Annotated in this window: 18 protein-coding genes and 1 pseudogene; 4 read left to right on the forward strand and 15 right to left on the reverse strand. The window is 70.5% G+C overall.

The window, feature by feature from the left end:
• Nucleotides 1-16: 16 nt before the first annotated feature.
• Nucleotides 17-481 (reverse strand): hypothetical protein, encoded by a 465-nt coding sequence (locus LV79_RS29370; protein WP_253841533.1) that lies wholly within the window; start codon nt 479-481, stop codon nt 17-19.
• Nucleotides 482-687: 206 nt separating this feature from the next.
• On the opposite strand from LV79_RS29370, the gene LV79_RS29375 reads away from it, so the two are divergent.
• Nucleotides 688-1,269 (forward strand): hypothetical protein, encoded by a 582-nt coding sequence (locus LV79_RS29375; RefSeq protein ID WP_253841534.1) that lies wholly within the window; start codon nt 688-690, stop codon nt 1,267-1,269.
• 102 nt (nt 1,270-1,371) lie between these two features.
• On the forward strand, nt 1,372-2,328 hold the full coding sequence (locus LV79_RS29380; protein WP_253841535.1) for a DUF1152 domain-containing protein: 957 nt from the start codon (nt 1,372-1,374) through the stop codon (nt 2,326-2,328).
• Between the two features lie 17 nt (nt 2,329-2,345).
• On the opposite strand, the gene LV79_RS29385 is transcribed toward LV79_RS29380, so the two are convergent.
• Both LV79_RS29385 and LV79_RS29390 read right to left on the reverse strand, forming a co-directional pair.
• Nucleotides 2,346-2,924 carry an excalibur calcium-binding domain-containing protein gene (locus LV79_RS29385; protein ID WP_253841536.1) on the reverse strand — a complete coding sequence of 193 codons (579 nt, stop codon included), beginning with the start codon at nt 2,922-2,924 and terminating at the stop codon, nt 2,346-2,348.
• Nucleotides 2,925-3,113: 189 nt separating this feature from the next.
• Complete coding sequence (locus tag LV79_RS29390; protein ID WP_253841537.1) at nt 3,114-4,784, reverse strand: hypothetical protein; 1,671 nt, start codon at nt 4,782-4,784, stop codon at nt 3,114-3,116.
• A 466-nt stretch (nt 4,785-5,250) separates the two neighbouring features.
• On the opposite strand from LV79_RS29390, the gene LV79_RS29395 reads away from it, so the two are divergent.
• On the forward strand, nt 5,251-8,061 hold the full coding sequence (locus LV79_RS29395) for an ATP-binding protein (RefSeq protein ID WP_253841538.1): 2,811 nt from the start codon (nt 5,251-5,253) through the stop codon (nt 8,059-8,061).
• A 16-nt stretch (nt 8,062-8,077) separates the two neighbouring features.
• On the opposite strand, the gene LV79_RS29400 is transcribed toward LV79_RS29395, so the two are convergent.
• The 10 genes and pseudogenes from LV79_RS29400 to LV79_RS29440 all read right to left on the reverse strand — a co-directional run bounded on the left by LV79_RS29400 (nt 8,078) and on the right by LV79_RS29440 (nt 18,307).
• Nucleotides 8,078-9,121: an alcohol dehydrogenase catalytic domain-containing protein gene (locus tag LV79_RS29400; protein ID WP_253841539.1), complete on the reverse strand. Its 1,044-nt coding sequence runs from the start codon at nt 9,119-9,121 to the stop codon at nt 8,078-8,080.
• Between the two features lie 42 nt (nt 9,122-9,163).
• A complete protein-coding gene (locus LV79_RS29405; protein WP_253841540.1) occupies nt 9,164-10,360 on the reverse strand; it encodes an MFS transporter in 1,197 nt (398 codons plus the stop codon).
• Nucleotides 10,361-10,391: 31 nt separating this feature from the next.
• Nucleotides 10,392-11,204, reverse strand: a complete 813-nt coding sequence (locus tag LV79_RS29410; protein WP_253841541.1) for a sugar phosphate isomerase/epimerase family protein — start codon at nt 11,202-11,204, stop codon at nt 10,392-10,394.
• Complete coding sequence (locus tag LV79_RS29415; RefSeq protein WP_253841542.1) at nt 11,201-11,938, reverse strand: SDR family NAD(P)-dependent oxidoreductase; 738 nt, start codon at nt 11,936-11,938, stop codon at nt 11,201-11,203. The genes LV79_RS29410 and LV79_RS29415 overlap by 4 nt, the downstream gene beginning before the upstream one ends.
• Nucleotides 11,935-12,777 (reverse strand): hypothetical protein, encoded by an 843-nt coding sequence (locus LV79_RS29420; protein WP_253841543.1) that lies wholly within the window; start codon nt 12,775-12,777, stop codon nt 11,935-11,937. Before LV79_RS29420 ends, LV79_RS29415 begins: the two co-directional genes overlap by 4 nt.
• Before the next feature lie 33 nt (nt 12,778-12,810).
• Nucleotides 12,811-13,077, reverse strand: a pseudogene (locus LV79_RS34855) (alcohol dehydrogenase catalytic domain-containing protein); the annotation flags it as partial.
• Nucleotides 13,074-14,090: an ROK family protein gene (locus tag LV79_RS29425; protein ID WP_253841544.1), complete on the reverse strand. Its 1,017-nt coding sequence runs from the start codon at nt 14,088-14,090 to the stop codon at nt 13,074-13,076. The pseudogene LV79_RS34855 and the gene LV79_RS29425, both read right to left, overlap by 4 nt.
• Nucleotides 14,087-15,301 (reverse strand): sedoheptulose 7-phosphate cyclase, encoded by a 1,215-nt coding sequence (locus LV79_RS29430; protein WP_253841545.1) that lies wholly within the window; start codon nt 15,299-15,301, stop codon nt 14,087-14,089. The genes LV79_RS29425 and LV79_RS29430 overlap by 4 nt, the downstream gene beginning before the upstream one ends.
• A 571-nt stretch (nt 15,302-15,872) precedes the next feature.
• The gene (locus LV79_RS29435; RefSeq protein ID WP_253841546.1) at nt 15,873-17,084 is read right to left on the reverse strand and encodes a hypothetical protein; all 1,212 of its coding nucleotides are present in this window, start codon (nt 17,082-17,084) and stop codon (nt 15,873-15,875) included.
• Nucleotides 17,085-17,272: 188 nt separating this feature from the next.
• Nucleotides 17,273-18,307, reverse strand: coding sequence for a DUF6081 family protein (locus LV79_RS29440; protein WP_253841547.1), 1,035 nt, complete (start codon nt 18,305-18,307; stop codon nt 17,273-17,275).
• 301 nt (nt 18,308-18,608) lie between these two features.
• On the opposite strand from LV79_RS29440, the gene LV79_RS29445 reads away from it, so the two are divergent.
• The gene (locus LV79_RS29445) at nt 18,609-18,947 is read left to right on the forward strand and encodes an alpha/beta fold hydrolase (protein WP_253841548.1); all 339 of its coding nucleotides are present in this window, start codon (nt 18,609-18,611) and stop codon (nt 18,945-18,947) included.
• Nucleotides 18,948-19,012: 65 nt separating this feature from the next.
• Here the strand turns inward: LV79_RS29445 and LV79_RS29450 are convergent, their stop codons facing one another.
• A complete protein-coding gene (locus LV79_RS29450) occupies nt 19,013-19,468 on the reverse strand; it encodes a hypothetical protein (RefSeq protein WP_253841549.1) in 456 nt (151 codons plus the stop codon).
• A 132-nt stretch (nt 19,469-19,600) separates the two neighbouring features.
• Nucleotides 19,601-20,533: a TetR/AcrR family transcriptional regulator C-terminal domain-containing protein gene (locus LV79_RS29455; RefSeq protein ID WP_253841550.1), complete on the reverse strand. Its 933-nt coding sequence runs from the start codon at nt 20,531-20,533 to the stop codon at nt 19,601-19,603.
• Nucleotides 20,534-20,578 lie beyond the last annotated feature (45 nt).

A 20,578-nucleotide genomic window follows, 5' to 3' on the forward strand; every position in this document is an offset into this window, starting at 1 on the left:
GCTCAGGCTCACACCCTCAACCAGACACCGTCAAGAACAGCATCGACCGAAACGCCGCCCCCTGATACGTCCCCTTCGGGAACACCACCGACGCCAGCCCCCGACAAGCGGTGTTCGGGTACAGCAACGCGACCCGAGCCGTGTCGTTCACCGCCGACGTAGCCGTGACCCCATCCCGCGTCGTCACACACAGCCGGTCAGGAATGGCCCCAACCACATACGTCCCACCCGCCGTCGTGTACCGGAACGTAGGCACATCAGCCCGCGCGACGCAGTCAGAGCCGCCTTCCAGAACCCCCAAGGCTCTGTCGTTGCGAACCCACCCTTCACGACCGCATGCCGCCGCGCCGTCGTCGGCAGGTCGGACGTTGGTGACAACGCCGGACTGGGGGTCGTCCTCGGCCGCGGCGGTTCCCGTGCCGCCGATCGCCGCTGTCGTGACCATCGCCGTGATCGTGAGGACGCGCGTGAGATAACCCATGATCTTCCTCCTACGGCTCCATTACCTGTTCGGACCTGAATGGGGTTTCACGACACGCCCAACATCCACCACGGAGAACCCGATCGTGTGGCCAATTCACCAACCTCGTCGCCCTGCGTAGGTCACCGGGTGCGGCGAAACCGCTGAGCCCGGTGATCATCGGGCGATAGCGTGCGGGTTCCGGCACCGAACGGGTTGGAGACGTCGTGGCGCACCGCTACACCGGTGAACACCGGGCCCTGCTGGCCGAGTTGCGGGAGGGCGTCAACCTCGACGTCGCCGCGGACCTGCGGAAGTACCACCTGCTGAACGTCAGCGTCTTCACCGCCAGGGCCAAGGCCCACGGGACGCACGGCTCGTTCAGCCACCTGGCGAAGGCGCACAGCCGGTTGGGCCACTTCGACTTCGACACCGCGGACTACGAGGCGGCGTTCGACAACCTGGACTACGCGGAGGACCTGTACCGCCGGTGCCGGAAGACGGATCGCTTGTCCTGGTACGGGGACTGGAAGTCGCGCACCGCCGAGGCGCGGACCGAGCAGGCCCGGCCCGCGTCGTTCCTGCGCAGGCCGCTGACCGCGATCGCCGACGCGGCGCACGGCGTCGACCACGTGCGCGCGACCCGGCAGGCGGCGGCCCGGCTGGCGCACGCGACCTGGGTGTGGTCGCTGGTCAGGTGGGACGCCGAACTGGTCGCGGAGGCGTTTGGGCGGAGTCGCTTGTGCTGGGCCGTGCCTACGCGGACGCGGGGGAGTGGGCGCAGTTTGAGGACACGGTGCTGTGGCTGACGAGGATGCGCAGACGCGTGCCGTCGAAGCTGCGCGGGGAGGTGGCCCGGTTCGCGAAGCTGCTCGACGACGTCCCGGACGCGGATTCCCTATGATTGTGGGGTGTCCTCTCTGGTGAGACCTCCGTTGTTCGACAGGTTGGCGTCCGCTTCGAGCGTGCTGGTGGCAGGCGCCGGTGGCGGGTTCGACGTGTACGCGGGCCTGCCGCTGGCGTTCGCGTTGCGGGACATGGGCAAGCGGGTGCACCTGGCGAACCTGTCGTTCAGCGCGCTCGACCAGCTCGACCTGGACGACTGGCTGGCACCGGACGTGGCGGCGGTCCGGCCGGGCAGCGCGGGACCCGAGGAGTACTTCCCCGAACGCACCCTGGCCCGGTGGCTGGAAAGCCGCGCCCTCCCGTCCACTGTGTACGCGTTTCCACGCACCGGCGTCCGCCCGCTCCGCGACGCCTACCGGATCCTGGTCGACCACCTCGCCGTCGACGCGATCGTCCTGGTCGACGGCGGCACCGACATCCTGATGCGCGGGGACGAATCCGGTATCGGCACCCCGGAGGAGGACATGACCAGCCTGGCCGCCGTCGCCGCACTGGACACTGTGGACAGACTGGTCACCTGCCTGGGCTTCGGCATCGACTCCTACCACGGCGTCTGCCACGCCCACGTCCTGGAGAACCTGGCCGCCCTGGACCGCGCAGGCGGCTACCTGGGCGCCCTCTCCATCCCTTCCGCCTCCCCAGAAGCCCAGGCCTACGTGGACGCCGTGGCCCACGCCCACTCCCAAACCCCACTACGCCCCAGCATCGTCAACGGCCAAATAGCCGCCGCCCTCCGCGGCACCTTCGGCAACACCCACTTCACCACCCGCACCGCCACCAGCGAACTCTTCATCAACCCCCTAATGACCCTCTACTTCACCGTCGACCTCGTTGCCCTCGCCACCACCGTCACCTACCTGCCTTCCCTCCAGGACACCGAGTCCATGACAGAGATATCCCTAGCCATCGAAGCCCACCGAGCCCAAACCCCCACCCGCCCCCACCGCACATACCCCCACTGAGCGGCGGAACCGGAGCGCTATTCGCAGGCGGTGCCGTCGTTGTTGCGGTCCAGGGCGGGGCGGTAGCCGGGTTCGCCTCGGTGGATGGGGGCGGCGCCTGCTGCTCGTGCTGCGGCGCAGTTGGCGTAGTAGGCGTCGGCTGGGGGTTCGGGGAGTTCTGGTTCGGTTGTGGGTGGTTCGGGGGCGGGCGGGGGAGCGGGGGCCGGTGGTACGACGGTGCGGGTCGCGGGGGCTGGCTTGTCCACCCGGATCACGGCTTGGCCGGGGGTGAGTTGCTCGATGGCGACGACCGTCCAGTTCTCCGGGACCATCACCTGGCGGCCGTCGACCGACTCGTAGACAGCGGTAGTGAAACCGGCCTCCGTCAAGGCTTTCTGCGCTTCCACCGCGTTCTTGCCGACGAGATCAGGCGGCACCGCAACAGGAGCAACCGAGGTGGTCGGCGAAGTAGCGGGAGAAGTGGTCGGGGCGGTTGCCGCGGCTTGGTTGGGGGGACGGGGATTGCCCGCGATCCCCGCCACGACGAACAGGCCCAGCAGGAACGCCCCCACTATCCACAGCCACTTGCGCTTGCGGCTCCGCCACCACGCCAGCATCGCGGCGCCCCCCTCCGAGAAAGATCGACCTACGTCCCGGTGGATCGCGCGGTCACCAGACCCCGTTACCCGACCCGGCCACCAGGGCCACGGGGTTCACACTGGCGGGTGACAAGCACGAACGGCCCGCTGCGCAGGTCAGCGGGCCGTTCGTGGCGCGAGGAGATCTCCCCGCGCGGGGGCGACTACTCAGGAGCGGTAGTCGATGGTGTGGGTGTAGACGAGGTTGCGGGTGGACGTCGTGACGCTGAGGCCGACGGCGGGGCGGACGGTCTTGAACCAGTGGCTGAAGGTGCTGGACTGGTACCGGATCATGCTGGCGAAGGTGGCGGACGGGCCGCCGTCGACCTTGCGCCACAGGTCGATGAGGGAGCCCGCGACGCGGCACTCGACCTGGTCGCCGTTCTCGACGTTGGTGCGGCCCGCGGCGTAGGCGGGGTTGAACCAGGTGGTGGTCATCAGGTCGATGGTGCCGCCGTCGGCCCAGTAGAAGCGGCCGTCGCCCTTGACGTAGCCGGCGATGGCGTTGGCGAAGCCCTCGGTCCAGGCGCAGGAGACGCCGGTGCGGGCGTGCAGGTAGTGCGGGCTGGGGCAGTCGGAGGCGGGCCACCAGCCGTCGTAGAGCTGGTCCATGAAGGCGTGGCCGCTCTCGTGCAGGACCAGGTGCTCGGAGTCCGGGTCGGCGTCGCCGAGCAGGACGTAGCGCTGGGTCTTGGCGACGGAGTTGTTGAACCGGGCGCCCTCAGTGCTGCCCGGCTGCCAGCGCAGCGAGATCTTGGTGCAGTTGCTGCTCTGCCGCGACGTCCAGCAGCCGGTGCTCGACGCGCGGGCGAACCACAGCAGGTTCAGCGTGTCGAACGCGTGCCAGCCGCGCATGTGCTGGGTGGGCGGGGCGATCGAGCCGAACGCGACGGTGGTGCCGTTGGCGACGTTGCTCTTGGCCGCGGTGTAGGTGGTGTACGCCGAGGTGCCCGCCAGGTCGGTGACCTGCCACAGCGTGCCCGCAGTGGAGAAGCTCACCCACAACGACGACACGGTCGTCACCGTCGGGGTGAAGCAGAGCGAGTACTTGCCGTCCTGGTAGCCGGTCAGGCCCGAGGTGAAGGTCTGGGTGGCGCCGTTGGCGGTCGTCTTGCCCTGCAGGTACACGGGGATGTTGCGGCCCGCGAGCCAGGTGCCCGCCTTGTCGGTGAGCGCGAACGACCCGGTGGCGCAGATCTGGGCCGCGGCGGCGGCGGAACTGGCGGCCGGGGTGGCGGCGACCGGGGCCGCCTTGCCGTTGGTCGGGGCCTTCGTCTGACCGCTGCTCACGGCCGGGGCGGACGGGCCGCCGACGCCGGGGCGCGACGCGCCAGCGGTCGCGCCGACGGTGAACTCGGTCGAGGCGTGCGCGGCGTGCTTCTCGTCGGTGCCCGCGACGTCGGCCTGGATCTGCGCGGGTCCGGCGCTGAGCGCGGTGACCCGCAGCGAGACCGAGCGGCCCTTGGTGGTCAGCGCGAGGGTCTGCTCCGCCACCTGCTCCTGGCCGACCGTGCGCGGCGCGGACAGGCCGGTGCCGCCGGTCTCCAGCCGCAGGGTCTTCGGTAACCGGACGGTGAACCGGGCACCGTCGACCTGGGTGTTGGCGTTGAGGGTGACGTTGACCGTCGCCGACTCGCCGACTGCGGGGAGCCGGTCGAGCGACACCGCGGCGGAGACGCAGGCAGGGAGTCGGGTGACCGTCGACTCGCCCGCCGCGGCGCACTGCACGGGCTGGCGTTCGGCGGCGAGGGGCGCGGCGGAGATGGACGGGCTGAGCGTGACGACGAACGTCCCGACCGTCACGGCCGCGACGGCGTAGCGCAGGGTTTTCGATGACATGGGCGCAGAACCTTTCCCGGAGCAGGCACTCCCGGATGCAAGGGGAACCGCACGCGAAGCGCACGGGGGAGATATCCGTCGACCTGGACAACGGGGGACATCCGGTGCGCTCGGCCCTTGTGGGGGAGTGCACCGGGCAACGTCGGTCGGTACGTGCGAGCGGCCGATGCCCAGGTCGAACGGACTTTCCACGTCCTGGTGGAGAATGCGTTCCCAGAACGGATCGAAGGTTATCCAGTGAAAAACTGGCCCGTCAAGGTTCGGTTCACCTGAAGTCGGAATCGTATTAACCGGGGGTCGGAGAACTGATTTCCACTTCGGTTCCAGTGCATTAACCAGGTAGTCCGGCCTTTTTTCCAGGTAGTGCCCCCGCCCGGGTGGGCGCACCCCGCCGACCAGGTGCCGTTGCCCCGACCGGCCGGGTGAGCCACAGTGTTTGCCTACGCAGCTGCGCTGGAGGAGGGGCATGGCACACGCGGTGACCCCCCTGATCGGGCGCGCGGACGAGGTCGCCGCGCTGCTGGAGCTGGTCTCCGCCCGGCCCGCGGTGGTGCGGGTCGAGGGCGACGCGGGGGTCGGCAAGACCCGGCTGGTCGAGGAGGTCCTGGCGCACCCGGCGCTGCGCGGCACCCGGGCCCTGGTCGGCACCTGCCAGTCGCTGCGCGAGCCGCTGCCGCTGGCCCCGCTGGTCGACGCGCTGCTCTCCGACGCCGCCATCCCGTGGACCGACCGGCCGGACCCGCTGCTCGGCGCCGTCGCCCAGCTGCTGCCCGAGCTGGGCACCCGCCTGCCCAACCCCGCCGAGGCGCTCGACGACCCGCGGATGGAGCGCCACCGCCGCTACCGCGCGCTGCGGCACCTGCTGGCCCTGGCCGGACCGGCTGTGCTGGTGCTCGACGACTTCCACTGGACCGACGAGGCCACCGTCGAGTTCCTCCGGTTCCTGGTCGGCCACCTGCCGCCCGACCTGGCCATCGTGCTCAGCCACCGGCCGGGCCCGCGGTCCTGGGGGATCACCCCGCCGCGCTCCGGGGTGAGCACCGGCCTGGTCCGCCTCGAGCCGCTGTCGCTCGACGACACCGCCGCCATGGCGCACGCGGTGGCCCACTCGACCGGACCTGCGCCCGCCGCCGCGCTGCTGAGGCTGACCGGTGGCCTGCCGTTCGCCATCGAGGAGGTCGTCCGGGCCGCGATCGAGCGGGCCGCCCCCGGCGCCGCCCCGTGGGAGAGCCTGACCGGCGACTTCGTGCCCGACGGGTACCTGGAGCTGATCGGCGGCAGGCTCGCCCCACTCGACGCCACCGCCAGGGGCCTGGTCACCGCCGCCGCCGTGCTTGGGGCGCCGACCTCGGCCGCCGAGCTGTGCGCGGTCGCCGAGGTGGACCTCGACGAGGGCGAGGACGCGCTCGACCGGCTGGTCACGGCCAGGTTGCTGCAGCACGCGGACGAGCGCTACCGCTGCACGCACGACCTCGCCGGCCACGCCGTCATCCGCACGGTGACCCCCAGCGCCCTGCGCGCCCTGCACCGCCGGGCCGCCGCCGTCCTGCGCGACGCCCCCGGCGAGCCCCGGCACATGCGCGTCGGCCACCACCTCAGGGCCGCGGGTGACCACGTCGGCTGGCGGGAGAGCGTGGCGGCCGGGGTCGACCGGGCCATCGAGCTGGGCGACACCGGCGCCGCCCTCGCCGCGCTCCAAGACCTGCTCGACGCCACCGACGACCTGGACGAACGCCGCACACTGGCGGTCAAGCTCGGCCGCGTCGCGCTCTACGGCCTGGACTTCGCCGAGACCGAGCAGGTGCTGCGCGGGCTGCTGGCCACCGGCGGGCTGCCCGTCGAGGTGCGCGGCGAGCTGCGCAAGGACCTCGGCCTGCTGCTGCTCAACCAGGCGGGCGACGCGGCGGCCGGGTACCGCGAGCTGGTCGCGGCGGTCGACGAGCTGCGGGGACCGCGCCCCGACCTGGCCGCCCGGGTGATGTCCTGCCTGGCCAGCACCAACGCCTGCCACCAGCACATCGACGTCGGCATGCGCTGGCTCAGCGAGGCCGACGCGCTCGCCGACACGCTGACCGACCCGGTGGCCCGGTTCGCGTTCCTGGTCAACAAGGCCTCCGCGCTGCTGGAGTGCGGCAACCGGGCGGGGTGGCCGCTGGCCAGGCAGATCCTGGCCACACCCGCCGACTTCGAACGCGGCCAGCACCTGGTGCGGGCCTGCTTCAACTTCGCCGAGGCCACCTGCTGGCTCGGGCACTACCGGCGCGCCGAGGACGACATGGCCAGGGGACGCGGCCTGGCCAGGGAGTTCGCCGCCCCGTTCACCGAGGAACACCTCGGTGCCAACGACGTCCTGCTCGACTGGCAGCGCGGCGACTGGCGCGGCCTGCGGGAGCGCGCGGCGGCGGCCGACCACGTCGAGCTGCCTCGCATCACCGCCGGGTACCGGCTCGTGGCCGGGGCGCTGGCGGCTGAGGCCGGGGACAACACCGGCGCGTTGCGGTTGCTGCGGGGACTGGTCACCGGGCCGCCGCCTGCGCCGCCGGTGGCCGCTGCCGCGCACGCCATCATCGCCGAGGTCCGCCACCGTGCGCCGACGCGTGTGGACGCGGCCCAGGACCTGGAGGCCGCGCTGGAGGTCATCCGGGGCACGGGCATGTGGGTGTGGGCCGCGGACGTCACGCCGATCGCCGTCGACCTGCTGTGCCGGATGGACCGTTCCGGGGACGCGGAGGTGTTGCTCAAGCAGCACCGGGAAGGCGTGCGCGACCTGGACTGCCCCGCGGCGGACGCCGCCCTCACCCTCGGCCGCGCCGTGTTGTGGCACCGGCGGGGAGACGTGGACGCCGCGCTTGCCGGGTACGCCGAAGCGGAGACCGCTTTCGCCGCCATGCCCCGCCGCTTCTGGTGGGCCCGCGCCCGCCTGGGACACGGCGAGTGCGCGCTGGCGACCGGCCAGGACGGCGTGCCGCTCATCCGCGAGGCCGAGGCCGTGTTCACCGAACTCGGCGCGACTGTCCGAGTGCGACAGTGCCAAGAGGTCCTCCGCGCCCACCGCGCCTTGCCCAGCCCCAAGCGCGGCCGTCCCGCCTACGGGGACCGGCTCTCGCCGCGGGAACGCGAGGTCGCGGCCCTGGCCGCGGAGGGCCGGAGCAACCGTGAGATCGCCACGACCCTGGCCCTGTCGGTGCGGACGGTGGAGCTGCACGTGGCTGCTGTCCTGCAGAAACTCCGCGTCAGCTCCCGCGTCGAGATCGCCTCCGCGCTGGCCGAGAGCTGACCCGTGTTGGTGGGGCTCAGGTCGAGATGACCACCTTGCCGGGGAAGTCGCGGGTGGACGTCGCTATGTCGGTGATGAGCTGGGGGAGGTCGTCGAGGGTGATGTAGTGGGAAACGAGGCGTTCCAGGGGGAAGGCCTCGGGGTGGGTGGTGTGGAGGCGGAAAGCTTCCTCGTAGTCCGACTTGGCGCAGCCGTAGGCGCCGGAGACGGCGAGGGGTTTGGCCTGGTGGGTCAGGGGTTTGATGAGTTCCTGGCGGCGGATGGTGTCGATGTCGAGGGTGCTGTCGGGGAAGCGGTCCGTGGACCGTGTGCCGCCGTAGAGGTGGAGGGTGCCGTGGGCGGCGGCGATGGCGGCGGCGGTGTGCAGGACGTCCTGGGTGACGATGGTGGGGACCACGATCACGACGTCGAACGTGTCGCGGAAGGACTCGGCGTCCGCTAAGGGGTGGATCTCCTGGGCGGTCAGGATCTCCCGCTGCTGGGCGAAGTCCCGGCGTGGCTCGCCCCGGTTGAACACCACGATGGAGGCGCCGAGGTGACGGGCGTGCAGGGCGAACATCAGCCCCGAGCACCCCGCGCCGATGATCCCGACCCGCTTGCCCGCCAACGAGTCCAGGCCGGTGAGCTCAAGTAGCTTGGCGTTCGCGTGCACGATGCAGGCGAACGGCTCCGGCATCCACGCCGGGTCCGACTCGGGCACCCGGATCACCGCCTGGTCTAACTCTGCCGCCGTGCCGTGCACGAAGACGTACTCGGCGAACCCGGTGGTGCGGTTCGGGGTCACGTTGGGGTTGAAGGTGACCAGCTCACCCTCGCGGAAGCCGGTGTCGGCCCCCGCGAAGGCGACCGGCCCGAGGAACTCGTGGCCGAACAGCGGTCCCCGGTCGGTCGGGATGTCGCGGGATCCGACGACCTCCTTGGCGTCCGCGCGGCAGATCCCCATGAGGTCGGGCTTGATCACGACGGTGCCCGCGCCGAGCGACTCGTGCGGGAACGGCAGGGCCGCGACGGTCACCTCGCCGTTCACCAGGGCGGTCGTCCGGTACGTCGACGGGAACACGACAACTCCTCCTCGCGGCGGGGGTTCAGTCCTCGGTGGAGATCAGTCCTCTGTGGAGCCGACTTTGACTTCCTCGGCCGGGGCGGTCGAGCGGTCCATCCGCCACGACAGCAACGTGAGCAGCAGGCTCACCGCGGCGAGACCGGCGGCGGCGGGCAACACTGAACGCACGCCGAATCCGCGGTCGATCACCGCGCCACCGAGCCACGCGCCGAGGCCGTTGCCCAGGTTGAACGCCGACACGTTGACCGACAAGGCCAACGTCGGGGCGGCGTCGGCGACCGACTGGATGCGGGCCTGCAGCGACGGGATGATGGAGAAACCGACCGCGCCGAACAGGAACAGACCCACGGCGGAGAGCACCGGCACCGTGCTCGTCGCCCAGAACAGCAGCAGCACCACCACGTTCGCGACCAGCACCGTGGTGACCCCGCGCATCACGTGGCCGTCGGCGAGCTTGCCGCCCGCGAAGTTGCCGAGCACCGCGCCGACGCCGAAGACCACCAGCAGCGCCGCGACCGTGCCCGCGCTGAACCCGCTCACGTCCATCAGCAGCGGCACCACGTAGGTCGACGCGGTGAACACGGCGCCCTGCGCGAGCACGGTGATCACCACCGCCAGCTGCAGGTTGCGTTGGGTCAACACCTTCACCTCGCTGCGCAGCGCGCCCTTCTCGGGCCGCTCGGGCCGGGGCAGGGTGGAGGGCACGAACAGCGCGATCAACGCGACGGTCAACCCGGCGATGACCACGATGGCCAGGAACGTCGCGCGCCACCCCAGGTGCTGGCCGACGAAGGTGCCCAGCGGCGCGCCGAGCGCGTTGGCCAGGTTGAAGCCCAGGGCGATCTTCGCCATCGCCGAGCCCTGCTTGTCCGCGGGGGAGAGCATCGCGGCCAGGTTGAACGCGACCGCGACGAACGTGCCGTGGCTGAGCGAGGTGAGGATCCGCGCGGCCATCAGCGTGTCGTAGTCGGGGGCGAACACCGCGGCGACGTTGCCGAGCGCGAACACGCCCATCAGCAGCAGCACCAACGTCTTGCGCGGAAGCCGGGTGGTCAGCAGCGTGACGAACGGCCCGACGATGGTGACCCCGAGGGCGTACCCGGTGACCAGCAGGCCCGCGTCGGGCACGGTCACCGCGAGGTCGGTGGCCACGACCGGCAGCAGGCCGGAGATCACGATCTCCGCCGTGCCGACGCAGAACACGCCGAGCATCAAGGCGAACAGGACTATCGGCATGGGACGCTCCCAGGGGTCGACGAGGTGGTCTTCACGCGGCAGCGCCGCTGGGTGAACGGGTGGCGACGTGCGCCCTGAGCCAGTCGAGGTCGGCCGCGACGCGGGCGAGATCGCCGTCGCGGTGGTCATTCTCCAACACCAGCGCGGTGATGGTGACACCGGCCCGGTCGAGTTCGGCGAGCGCGTCTACGACCGGCGATTCCTCCAGTGCCAGGGGTTTCACGGCATCGGCGTTCTTCACGTGCACCTGGTTGGCGACCAGCGGCCCGGCGGCGTCGATGACCTCAGCGGACGTGAGCCCGAACACCGCGATGTTGCCGGTGTCCACCACAACCCGAAACGACGGCGAGTCGACCCGCCGGACCAGCTCCCGCAGGTCCCCAGGTGTCAGTACATTCTCATTGGCCAGCAACAACTCCCGCCGCCCAGCCTCATCACACGCCCACCGCAACACCTCAACCGTCCGCGCCAACGCTTGCGCCCCATCAATCGCGCTGCGCCGAAAACTGGGCAGGAACACCAACCCCGCCCCGACACTCCCCGCCAGATCCAACGCCCGACTGATCACCCCCCGCACCCGCCGCGCCCCCTCCGTCCCCTCCGGCGCCGTCAACCCGATGTCATTGAGCACATTGACCGACACCGCCAACGGCGCCACCCCCGTATCCCCGAACGCGCTCCGCATCCCCCGCAACCGTCCCGGTTCATCCAACTCCGGCGCCCGCCCCGGTCCTCCAAAGTCCACCTGCAGCCCATCCGCCCCCAACTCGGCGGCGAGCACGACTGCTTCCGGCCCATTCACCGGCAGCCGCCAGTCGACGAGGCCGATCTGTGTGGTGGTCACACTCGGCTCCGGTGGGATTGGGAGATCGGGGTGTGGTCGTGGATGGGGGTCCAGGTGCCGTCCGGGTGGACGACCAGGTTGTCGCCGTTGTGGTCGGCGCCCGCGGTGGTGGCGAGGGTGAGGGCGATCGGGGCGAAGCTCTCCGGGCGCATGTAGTCGGAGTAGTCGAAGTCGGCGGGGCGGCGGCGGCGGATGCCGGGGGAGTCGACCATTCCCGCTGGTAGGACCGACACGATCCGCACGAGGTCCGGGTCTTCCTCCTGGTACACGGAGTCCACAAGGGACGCACCGGCGGCCTTGGTGGCGGCGTAGCCTGAGCGCCCGGGGCCGCCGTTGAAGACCACCTCGGAGGAGACGTTGATGAACAGGCCCGGCTGGGCCGCGCGCAGCGAGGGGAGGGTCGCGGCGAGGGTCAGCCACAGCCCGTGCAGGTTTACCTCGACCTGCGTGCGCCACTGGTCCAGCGGCGTGTCGGAGAAGGTGGCCCGCTTGTCGCCGTAGCTGACCGCCGAGAACGCCACCGCGTCGAGGGGTTCCCGGCCCGCAGCCTCCAGCACCGTCCTCGCCGCCTCGGGGTCCGTCAGGTCGACCGGCGACCACCGCAGCGCACCCGGCTGCGACCGACTCAGGACGTGCACGTCCATCCCCGCCCCCGACCAGGCCCGCGCGATCGCGCCGCCGATGCCGGTGGACCCGCCCACCACCAGACCCCGGCGTCCTGCCAACGCGGTCATCCCACGCCTCCCCGTGTGTCGTCCCCCGGCGCGAAGCGCACGGCGAGTTTGATCAGTCGTCGACCGGACACCACTCGTTCGCGAGAACGCGCGAGGTGCCGCATCGCTTCCGCCGCACCGTCAACATCAACCAGATGGGTGATGAGTTCCCGGTACCGGCCCGGGTGTTCCACGAGTTCGGCCGCCGCCGCGACCAGGTGGTCGTTGCCCACACCCCGATGTCCGTGCAGGGTGACGGCGGCACCGACACTGGTCCGGACCACGAACCGCAGCGCGGGATCCGGTACCCCAGCGCAGTTCGCGGCCCGGATCGCCGTGAGGTTCGCGCCGGGCAGCAGCGGACTCGTGGCCCCAGGCGGCAATCCGCCGAGCAGGTCGACAGCCACATGCCCCCGAAGCGCGCCCAACGCGATGTCCAGACATTTGAGCGTCGCGTCCCGAGGCGTCGCAAGCAACACCGCGACCCGCTCGTCGGCCGGGAGTTCAGCCAGCAGCCGGGCCCCCGCCGCGTCGTTGAGCACGCTGTGAACCCGCGGTACCGGATGGTCCTTACTCCACTCCAGCCCCGGCGCGGTGTGGTGCAGGTGGACGATCCGAGTGCTGGCACCCACCAACGTCGGTATCGCCCGCACCGCCAGATGCCCGACGACACCGTCCCCGAACACCACCACCGTGTGCGGCTGGTGCTCCGCCAACAAACCAAGCGCGTACCGCACCACCGCGAGCGGCTCCAGCAGCGCGGCATCCACCGTGCCGTTGGCCGCGGGCAGCGGCAACACCAACCCATCCCGCACCGCCGCCGCCGCGATCAGGACGCGCCCCTGTAACAGTCCGTCCACATTGTGCCCAAGCAAAAACGAAGAATCCCCAGGATGCGTCGGGTTGACACACACGAGCGTCCCCGGCTTCAAGTGCCCCGGCACCCCGCTCCCCACCGCGACAACCCGCGCAACCCCCTCATGCCCGATGACAGGACTGGGATCGGACCGCAGCCCGCGCAACATCTGGATGTCCGTCCCACACAACCCGGCAAACACAGGAGCCAACAGAACCTCCTGCCCCCCAGGCTCCACTGTCGCCCGCTCCTGCACCACAACCGTCCCGCCTGTCCGAACCACCGCCCGGTGCGACCCACTCACGCGCCCACCCCCGCCAACGCTGCTATGCCTGCGCCCACCAGACAGTCGGCTTCTCCGGCGAGGCTGACGACGATGCGGTCCGCGATCCAGTCGGGGGTGTACTTACTGGTCAAGTACAAGCCCTCGTCGGCCAGCCTGGTGAGTAGGGCGGTGCGGTAGTGCTCGCCGAGGGCGTGGGCTACTCCGCCGGTGAGGATGATGCGGTCGAGGTCGGGGTCTAGGCACAGCGCGGTCCGTAGGACGTCGGCGACGGGGGCGGCCACGGTAGCGAGTAGTTCCACCGCCAGGCTGTCCCCGGAGTGCACGGCAGCCGCGAATGTCTCCTCCCACGGTCTCACCGAGCGACCAAGCGCGGACGCAGCCCAAGAGGCCGGACGTCGTTCGCGCATGACCCGGGCCACGCGGGCGATCCCCGGCCCGGACGAGTACGCCGACACGTGGCCCAACTGACCGCAGTCGCACGGCAAGGAGACAGCCTCGCCCGCGACCGAAGCCGTGGCGGGGAGGTGGCCGATCTCACCTTGCAACCCGCTGCCGTCCAACGGGATCCGCCGAGAGCGCCGGTCGATCGTGCGGGCCGCGATCCCGGTGCTGATGGTCGCGAGCAACACCTTGCGGTCCCGCGCGCACAGCGGAGACGACGCCACGTGCAGCAGCGCCGCCGTCACGTCGTTCACCACGTGCCAGTCCACATCGGACCGGACGGCGCGCAGCGAACCCAGCAGGTCGAACGGGTCCTCGTGCGGCCCCCACAACGGTGCGGACGCGTACACCGTGCCGTCGCGCTGGTCCATCGCCGCGCCGAAGGACACGCCCGCGACACCAGTCGCGGGCACGGCGTCGCAGATGACCTCGACCAGCCGCCGGCGCAGTTGCGGCACGGTGAGGTCCGGGTGGGTGCGGAAGGTGGGGGAGGTCAGGCCGCGCCGGTCGCGCAGCCCGCCCTCCGGGGTCCAGCTCGCCCACCGCACGTGGGTCCCGCCCACGTCGATCACGGTGGCCTGGGCGGTCATGACACGGGAGCCCGCTCGCCCTGGGTCTCGGCGACGAACTCCAGCGCCGCCGCCAGATCGTCGGGGGTGAGGTCGTTGACGAACACCGCGGCGCCGATGCCGTTGGTCAGCGGGACCCGCTGCAGGCCGTCGCGGTGCTTGATCGCGTCCCCGAGGGCGCCGTCGAGCAGGTCGGCGGTGAACACCGGGTGCGACGTGGGCAGACCGGCGTCGCGCATCAACCTGATCGCCCGCTCGGCGTCCTTTGTGGACAGCAGGCCCCGGTTGCGGGCCAACGCGACGCAGATGGCCATGTCGACGGCCACCGCCTCGCCGTGCAGCAGCGGCGGGTCGGCGCGCAGCTCAAGCGACGGGCTGAACGTGTGGCCGTAGTCGACGGCCCGCTCCAGGTCGTCCTCCCACAGGTTGGGCTCCAGCTCGTCGAGCATCCCGGAGATGGCCCGGAACAGCACCTCGCCGGTCGCCGAACCGTGCCGCGCCAACACCTCCGCGGTGATGTCCGCGACGGTGGACTCCAGCAGCTCGAACAGGGCGACGTCCTTGATCAGCGCCATCTTGATGATCTCGGCGAGCCCGTTGACCACGTGCCGGTGCGGCAGTGTGCGCAGGAACTCCGGGTCGATCAGCGCCGACTCCGGCGCGCAGTAGGTGCCGAGCCGGTTCTTGTGGTGGCCGTGGTTGACCCCGGTCTTCACCCCGATCCCGGCGTCGATCTGACCGACCAGCGTGGTCGGCACCCGGACGTAGGGCACGCCCCGGCGGTAGATGCTCGCGGCGAGACCGGCCACGTCGAGCACCACGCCACCGCCGATGGCGACGACCTTCTCGGTGCGGCGCAGGATCCCCATCCGGTTCATCGCCCCGGTCACCGCGACCGCTGCTTCGAGCGACTTGGCGGCCTCGTCGCCCGGTACCGGCTCCCAGTGCGCCTCGACCCGCCACGCGTCGAAGTACTCGCGCAGCCGCTCGCCGTAGAGGTCGTGCACCGTGGAGTCGATGACGACCAGGCAGCGGGTACGTCGACGACCGTCGGCGCCAACGGCCTTGGCGAGCGCGGAGTTGTTGAGGGACAACAGGTTCCTGGTGACGCTGACCTCGTAGTCGACCAGCCGGGTGGCCTGCACCCGCCAGTGCATCCCCGGCGGCTTCGGCAGGTCTAAGACGGTGCTGAGGCGAACGGGAACCATGGTCACTGAGGTGGTGCTGGACATGCGACATCCCCCCGTGGAAGTTGTGGTGACCGGGTCGCGGGGGCGAACCGCACACCCGTCCTGGGCGACCCATTGCCAGGATGGCTTCGCCCGCGCTCCCCGTGCTACCGCCATTTCGGTGACGCGACCGGAAGAAAGCTACACCACGTGCCTTCCGGGCCTCGCAGCGAATGCGATTCGTGCTCGTTGCGCGCTGATTATCATGGCGAGGTCAACTATATACGATCCGAATTGTGACCTGGTTAACTCCCGCCAAGTGGACGCCCCGGCGACGATGCCTGCCGTGTGGGCCCACTCACGCGGGGGAAACTGTGCCGTACTGGCTGGATCTCCGCAGGATCGTCCGCGTGACTCGGTGGACCATGTCTCGATCCCCGAGGGAAGTAGTTGGTGGTCGGCGCAGGAACAATCGCCGGTGGCTGGGTATTCCGGGATGCCCCTTGTGTGCGAAGAATCGACGAGATGGGCTGGCGGCGAATGCCGTGCGCCCCGCACTATCAATGGTGTGGCCATCCTGGCGAATCATTCCACAGCGTGAGATCCCGCAATCGCGTGACGCCCGGGACCGCTGTCACCAGAGGCGGAACCGCGGACCTTTGATGGCGGAGTCGCCGGGGTTCGGGATCGCGGGCGGCTTCGGTTCCGGCACCGCTGGCGAAGCCACGGCCTGACTGGCGAGAGCCCTCTCCAGCGCCTCGTCGAGCCGGTGCGCCAGCGCTGGCTCCGCCAGGTCCTTGGTGACGAGGTCGCGCGCGCACTGGCAGTGGCTCAGCTGGTCGTCCGCAACACAGGCCAGCACCCCGACGACCCGCAACGTCTGGGCGATGGCCCGCAAGGGGATCGGCTCGACGAGCGCGCGGGTCATCGCCTCGGCGATCGTCTCGGCCACCAAGCGAGGTGCGCCGACGACAGTCGCGACCCACCGGATGCCCTTCTTGACGGCGGTCGGGATCGGCGCGAGCCCGTTGGCGATCGCGCTCAACGTGGCGCACCGGTCAGCGGGCCACAGAGTGCTCCGCGCCAGCTCTCCGGCTTCCCGCACGACACCCTTGGCCACCGCGGTCGCCATGTCGTCAGCCAGCAGGTCGACCACGAACTTGGCCGCGATGCCCCGCCGGTCGTCGCGGTCCTCCGGCAGGTCCCGGTCAGCGGTCACCGGATCGGCGGCGGCACTGGTCATGGCCGCAGCAGCGGGATCGGTCGCGCTGTCGGGATCGGCAGTGCCGCTGGGAACGGCAGTGCCGCTGGAGACAGCTGTGCTGTTGGGAGCGGTGGCCGCACAGGGAGCGGCCGCGGTGGTCGCACTCGCCTTGGCCGCCCAGAGCGTGCCGAACGAGAGGTCCAGACAATCACCGCACCCGGTCCCGCCCAGCCGCCGCGCGTCACAGGTGTTGTCCGGCCTGGTGTTCAGCTGCACCACCGACGAACAACCGGCGCACGCGAACAGATCCACCTCGGTCCGCTCGTCCGCCGCCGCCTCGGCTTGCGCCCGCGCCCGCCGCTCGTCCTCGACGGCCTGGAGTTCCCCGTGCAGCGCGAGAACCGCCCGCTGCCGCCGCTCGCTTTCGTCCCGCAGCTCCTCAAGCTGTCGCCGCAGCTCAGCGACCTCCCACCGCGCCGCCGCCAGCCCCTCATCCCGCCGCGCGAGCTCCTTGCGCTGCCGCTCCCTCAGCTCGTCGATCACCCGCTGAGCGGTAGCCGACTCCTGCCGCACCGCCTCGTCGACGGCGGCCGTCACCCGACGTCGGAACGGTGCCAGGTCGAGCAGCAGTGCCCACAACATCCCCACACGGTAGCGACCCCACCTCCCGCGCATGGCGGAATCGCGAAGCCGCACCTCAACGGTGCCGCCAGTCGCCCGACTGACGGCACCGTTGAGGGCCGGACGGCCGTATCCCTCCACCCGAGTGCGATGGGTGGGTGTGACCGTCACACCTGCGAACTCGTGTCGCCCGGAAGCCCGATGACCGTCTACTTCGGAGTGGAGATCACGCTCACGCTGTCCACCCGCAGCCGTGCGCCCTGGCCCCACAGCCGGTTCGACGGGAGGCTCTGGTTGTCGCGGAAGGTCTGCGGGGTCGGCTGGCCCTTGAGCGTGTCGAAGTACTTGCCCGGCGCGTCGGAGATCCGGACCAGGCCCGGGCTGCCCTGCGCCGATCCGGCGAGGAAGGTGAACATGCCGAGCCCGCACGCCATCTGCCTGGGGTAAACGCGTTCCTCGCGGCCGCCGAGGTCCATCAGCAGGTGCTTGCGGTCGAGCACCCGGTGCCCGATCTTGTCGACCCGCAGCGCCGTGCGGCCGTCCACCCGCCACTGGACCGCGCCCGCGGCGTTGTCCAGGACGGTCTCCAGGACGTGCACCTGGTCCGGGCGCCGCGACGCCACCGGTACGGCGTAGGTGAACGCCGCGTGGTCCTTGCCCGCGACCGGCAGCCGCTCGTAGATGGCGAAGATCGTGGTGTTGGTGATCACGAAGTCGGTGACGACCTGGGTCTCGGTGTCGATGGTCGCGGTGGAGGTCGCGGCCAGCCGCAGGTCGCCCTCGGGGTTGGTCACGGCCGCGCCGAAGGGGTGCTCGCGGGTGCCGAAGGTGCGCCCGGAGATCTTGTGGCGGCAGGTCAACTGCTGCCCGGGTTTCGCGTCGAACCCGGGGAACCCGCTGCTCGCGGTGTGGTTGACGGTCGCGATCCACTTCAGCTGGTCGAGGTCACCGCCGCCGCCCTGGCTCTCGGGCGCGGTGGTGAAGCGGAACGCGGGATCACCCGTCCTCGGGTTGGTCCCGGTCGGCACGACGGTGAGGACCCCGTTCGCGGTGGTCGGCTTCGCGTCCCCCTGCGGGAACCCCTCGGACGACCAGGAAGTCCACTTCTCGCTGCTGAACCCGTTGTCGAAGTCGTCCCACACGATGTGGAAGCCCCCACTCGCGCTCGCGGGGGACGGCACGGACACCGCCACCGCCGCGACGAGCACCGCCGAGGCCAGCCGCGCGGCCGATCGGGTCTTCACCAGGTAACCACCTCTCGGGAGCTTACCGGAACCGATTCCGGTAAGCCCACCATAGCGCGGCGACCCCGGCCGGGGGCAAGGCTTTCGCCGGGGGAGGCCGGTCAGTCGCCGGTGAACAGGTGGTCGAGCCCGCCTCGGCGGCGACCGCGCGCAAGGTCACCGCCTGCAACCCCTGCCCGGCGGCGATGGTGCAGATGCACTACACAAATCTGGGACGACCGATGATCGGCACATTCGGCACCGAGAAGGCGCGGGAGGGCTTCCTCGCCGCGTACGCGGACATCCAGCCCCGGCCGAGGAGGTGGACGTCGAGACGCGCTACGGCACGACCCGGGTCCGGCGCAGCGGGGTCGGTCGCGGCACGCCGGTGGTGCTGCTCCCCGGCTTCATGGGCACGTCGCTGACCTGGTACCCGCACGTCGCGGACCTCTCCGAGCGGCACGAGGTCTACGCCGTCGACACCCTCGGTGAACCCGGGCTCTCGGTCCAGACCCGCTGGCTGCTTCCCCCGGCTTTGCTCCGCCTGACCACCACCGGCGACCCGACCATCCGCCCACTCCTGTTCGGCGGCCTCAAGTTCAAGGCCCACCTGGCACCCCAACACACGCGGAGGTTGTGCCCGGCGCGAACCACGTGCTGAACCTGCAGAATCCCGGGCTCATCACCACCCGGATGCTGGAACTGTCCACACCGGACTAGAGCGCGTCAGGTGGGTCGCCGCTCGGGGCAGTCGGAGTCGGTCCAGGTCGCGGTGAGGTCCTGGCTGGTGATGATGAGTCTGCCGGAGAGGAAGGAGAACTCGTGGGTGCAGCCGTGGGGGTGGGGGAGGATCTCGTCGAGCATCAGGGAGTTGAGGGCCGCGAGATCAGGATCGGCGGGAGTGATGTCGACGACGCCGGTGTACTGGACGGTGAGGTCGTCCTCGTGCTTCCAGCAGTTGTGCCGGAAGTCGAGCCGAACCCAGGAATCGCCACGCTCCACGGCCCGCAGCGTGAGGTCCTTGACGCAACGACCCCCGTGAAAGTCATAGCGATCCGGGTCCATGGCGAACGCGCGAGCCCCGGGCGGCAGGGCGTCAGCGAAGGTGGGCAGCAGCCTGGCGTACTCGGTTGGATCGAGGTACCTACCGCCGTCCACCGCCTCCACCTTGACGTACCGCACCCTGTCTCTCCTTCTCTCGCCTACCGCATCGTCGCACGTCAGCGTTGTGCGGGGCCACCCGATTCGGCCCGAGGTTCGTCCGCCTGAGTGGCTGCGCGATTACCACTATGAGTTCGGCCTGCCGCAAGCACGCTAGCCCCGCGGTCCGGTAGGTCTTGCTCGACCTGCCGGACCACGATCGGCCGCTGCTGTTACCCCGTCCAGCAGCAGCCGCAGCCCGTACTCGAACATGACGTCCAAGTCCTGTTCGAACTCCTGGGTCACCACGTGCGCCATCGTCGGGTACCGCCCGTCGCTGACGATGCCCAGGAACGCCGCCTCTTGCGTGTCCATCCACTCATCACTGGTAAGTCCGGTGTCTTGACGTTCCCGTGCTTCTGCTTGGACGGACAGTGCCAGACCACGGATGTGGCTGAACAGGTTCAAGTGGACATACATCATGTCGTCCATACCCAGACCCAGATCGCGCAACGCGGTCAGCACCCACTCCGAGTAGAACAGCAAGTGCGGCGCGGCTCTCGGTCGGGTCATGGACATCACCTCCGCAACCCAGGGCCGCCGTCGGCAGATGGTCCACAGCAGACGGCACGAGAACTCCAAGCGGCTGCGCCAGTGGGCGGGCGGCTGGGCGCGTAGCACTACCTCGGCGGCTGCCGCGTCGGCCATGAGCAGCGTCAGGTCCTCCTTGCTGCCCACGTGGCGGTACAACGACATCGTGGCCACACCGAGGTCAGTCGCCACCCGGCGCATCGACACCGCGGACATCCCCTCGGCGTCCGCGATCGCCATCGCCGCACGCACGACCCGGTCACGGTCAAGCTCCCGGCGACGGGGAGTGGACGGCTGTCGGGTGGCCCGCACGATCGTCCCGCTGCCCGGCTTGGTGTCGACCAGCCCCGCATCCCGCAGCGTCGCGATCACCTTGGTCGCGGTCGCCATCGCGACGCCCCACCTGGCGCAGATCTGCCGGGTCGACGGGATCCGGTCGCCTTGGCGCAACCGGCCGCTCAAGATCCATCCCCGGATCTCCGCGGCGATCGTCCGGTAGGGCGCTTCAGTGTCCACGGGCTGAACTGTACTAGTGCGCTCGATGGCAAGTGCTGCTTATGT

It is taken from the genome of Actinokineospora globicatena (genome assembly GCF_024171945.1).
Classification (GTDB): Bacteria; Actinomycetota; Actinomycetes; order Mycobacteriales; family Pseudonocardiaceae; genus Actinokineospora; species Actinokineospora globicatena.

Bases quoted from the DNA above. Each gene is read 5' to 3' on its own strand.
- LV79_RS29370 (WP_253841533.1), bottom strand. From the start codon at position 481: ATGGGTTATCTCACGCGCGTCCTCACGATCACGGCGATGGTCACGACA.
- LV79_RS29385 (WP_253841536.1), bottom strand. From the start codon at position 2,924: ATGCTGGCGTGGTGGCGGAGCCGCAAGCGCAAGTGGCTGTGGATAGTG.
- LV79_RS29390 (WP_253841537.1), bottom strand. From the start codon at position 4,784: ATGTCATCGAAAACCCTGCGCTACGCCGTCGCGGCCGTGACGGTCGGG.
- LV79_RS29395 (WP_253841538.1), top strand. From the start codon at position 5,251: ATGGCACACGCGGTGACCCCCCTGATCGGGCGCGCGGACGAGGTCGCC.
- LV79_RS29405 (WP_253841540.1), bottom strand. From the start codon at position 10,360: ATGCCGATAGTCCTGTTCGCCTTGATGCTCGGCGTGTTCTGCGTCGGC.
- LV79_RS29415 (WP_253841542.1), bottom strand. From the start codon at position 11,938: ATGACCGCGTTGGCAGGACGCCGGGGTCTGGTGGTGGGCGGGTCCACC.
- LV79_RS29425 (WP_253841544.1), bottom strand. From the start codon at position 14,090: ATGACCGCCCAGGCCACCGTGATCGACGTGGGCGGGACCCACGTGCGG.
- LV79_RS29430 (WP_253841545.1), bottom strand. From the start codon at position 15,301: ATGTCCAGCACCACCTCAGTGACCATGGTTCCCGTTCGCCTCAGCACC.
- LV79_RS29435 (WP_253841546.1), bottom strand. From the start codon at position 17,084: ATGTTGTGGGCACTGCTGCTCGACCTGGCACCGTTCCGACGTCGGGTG.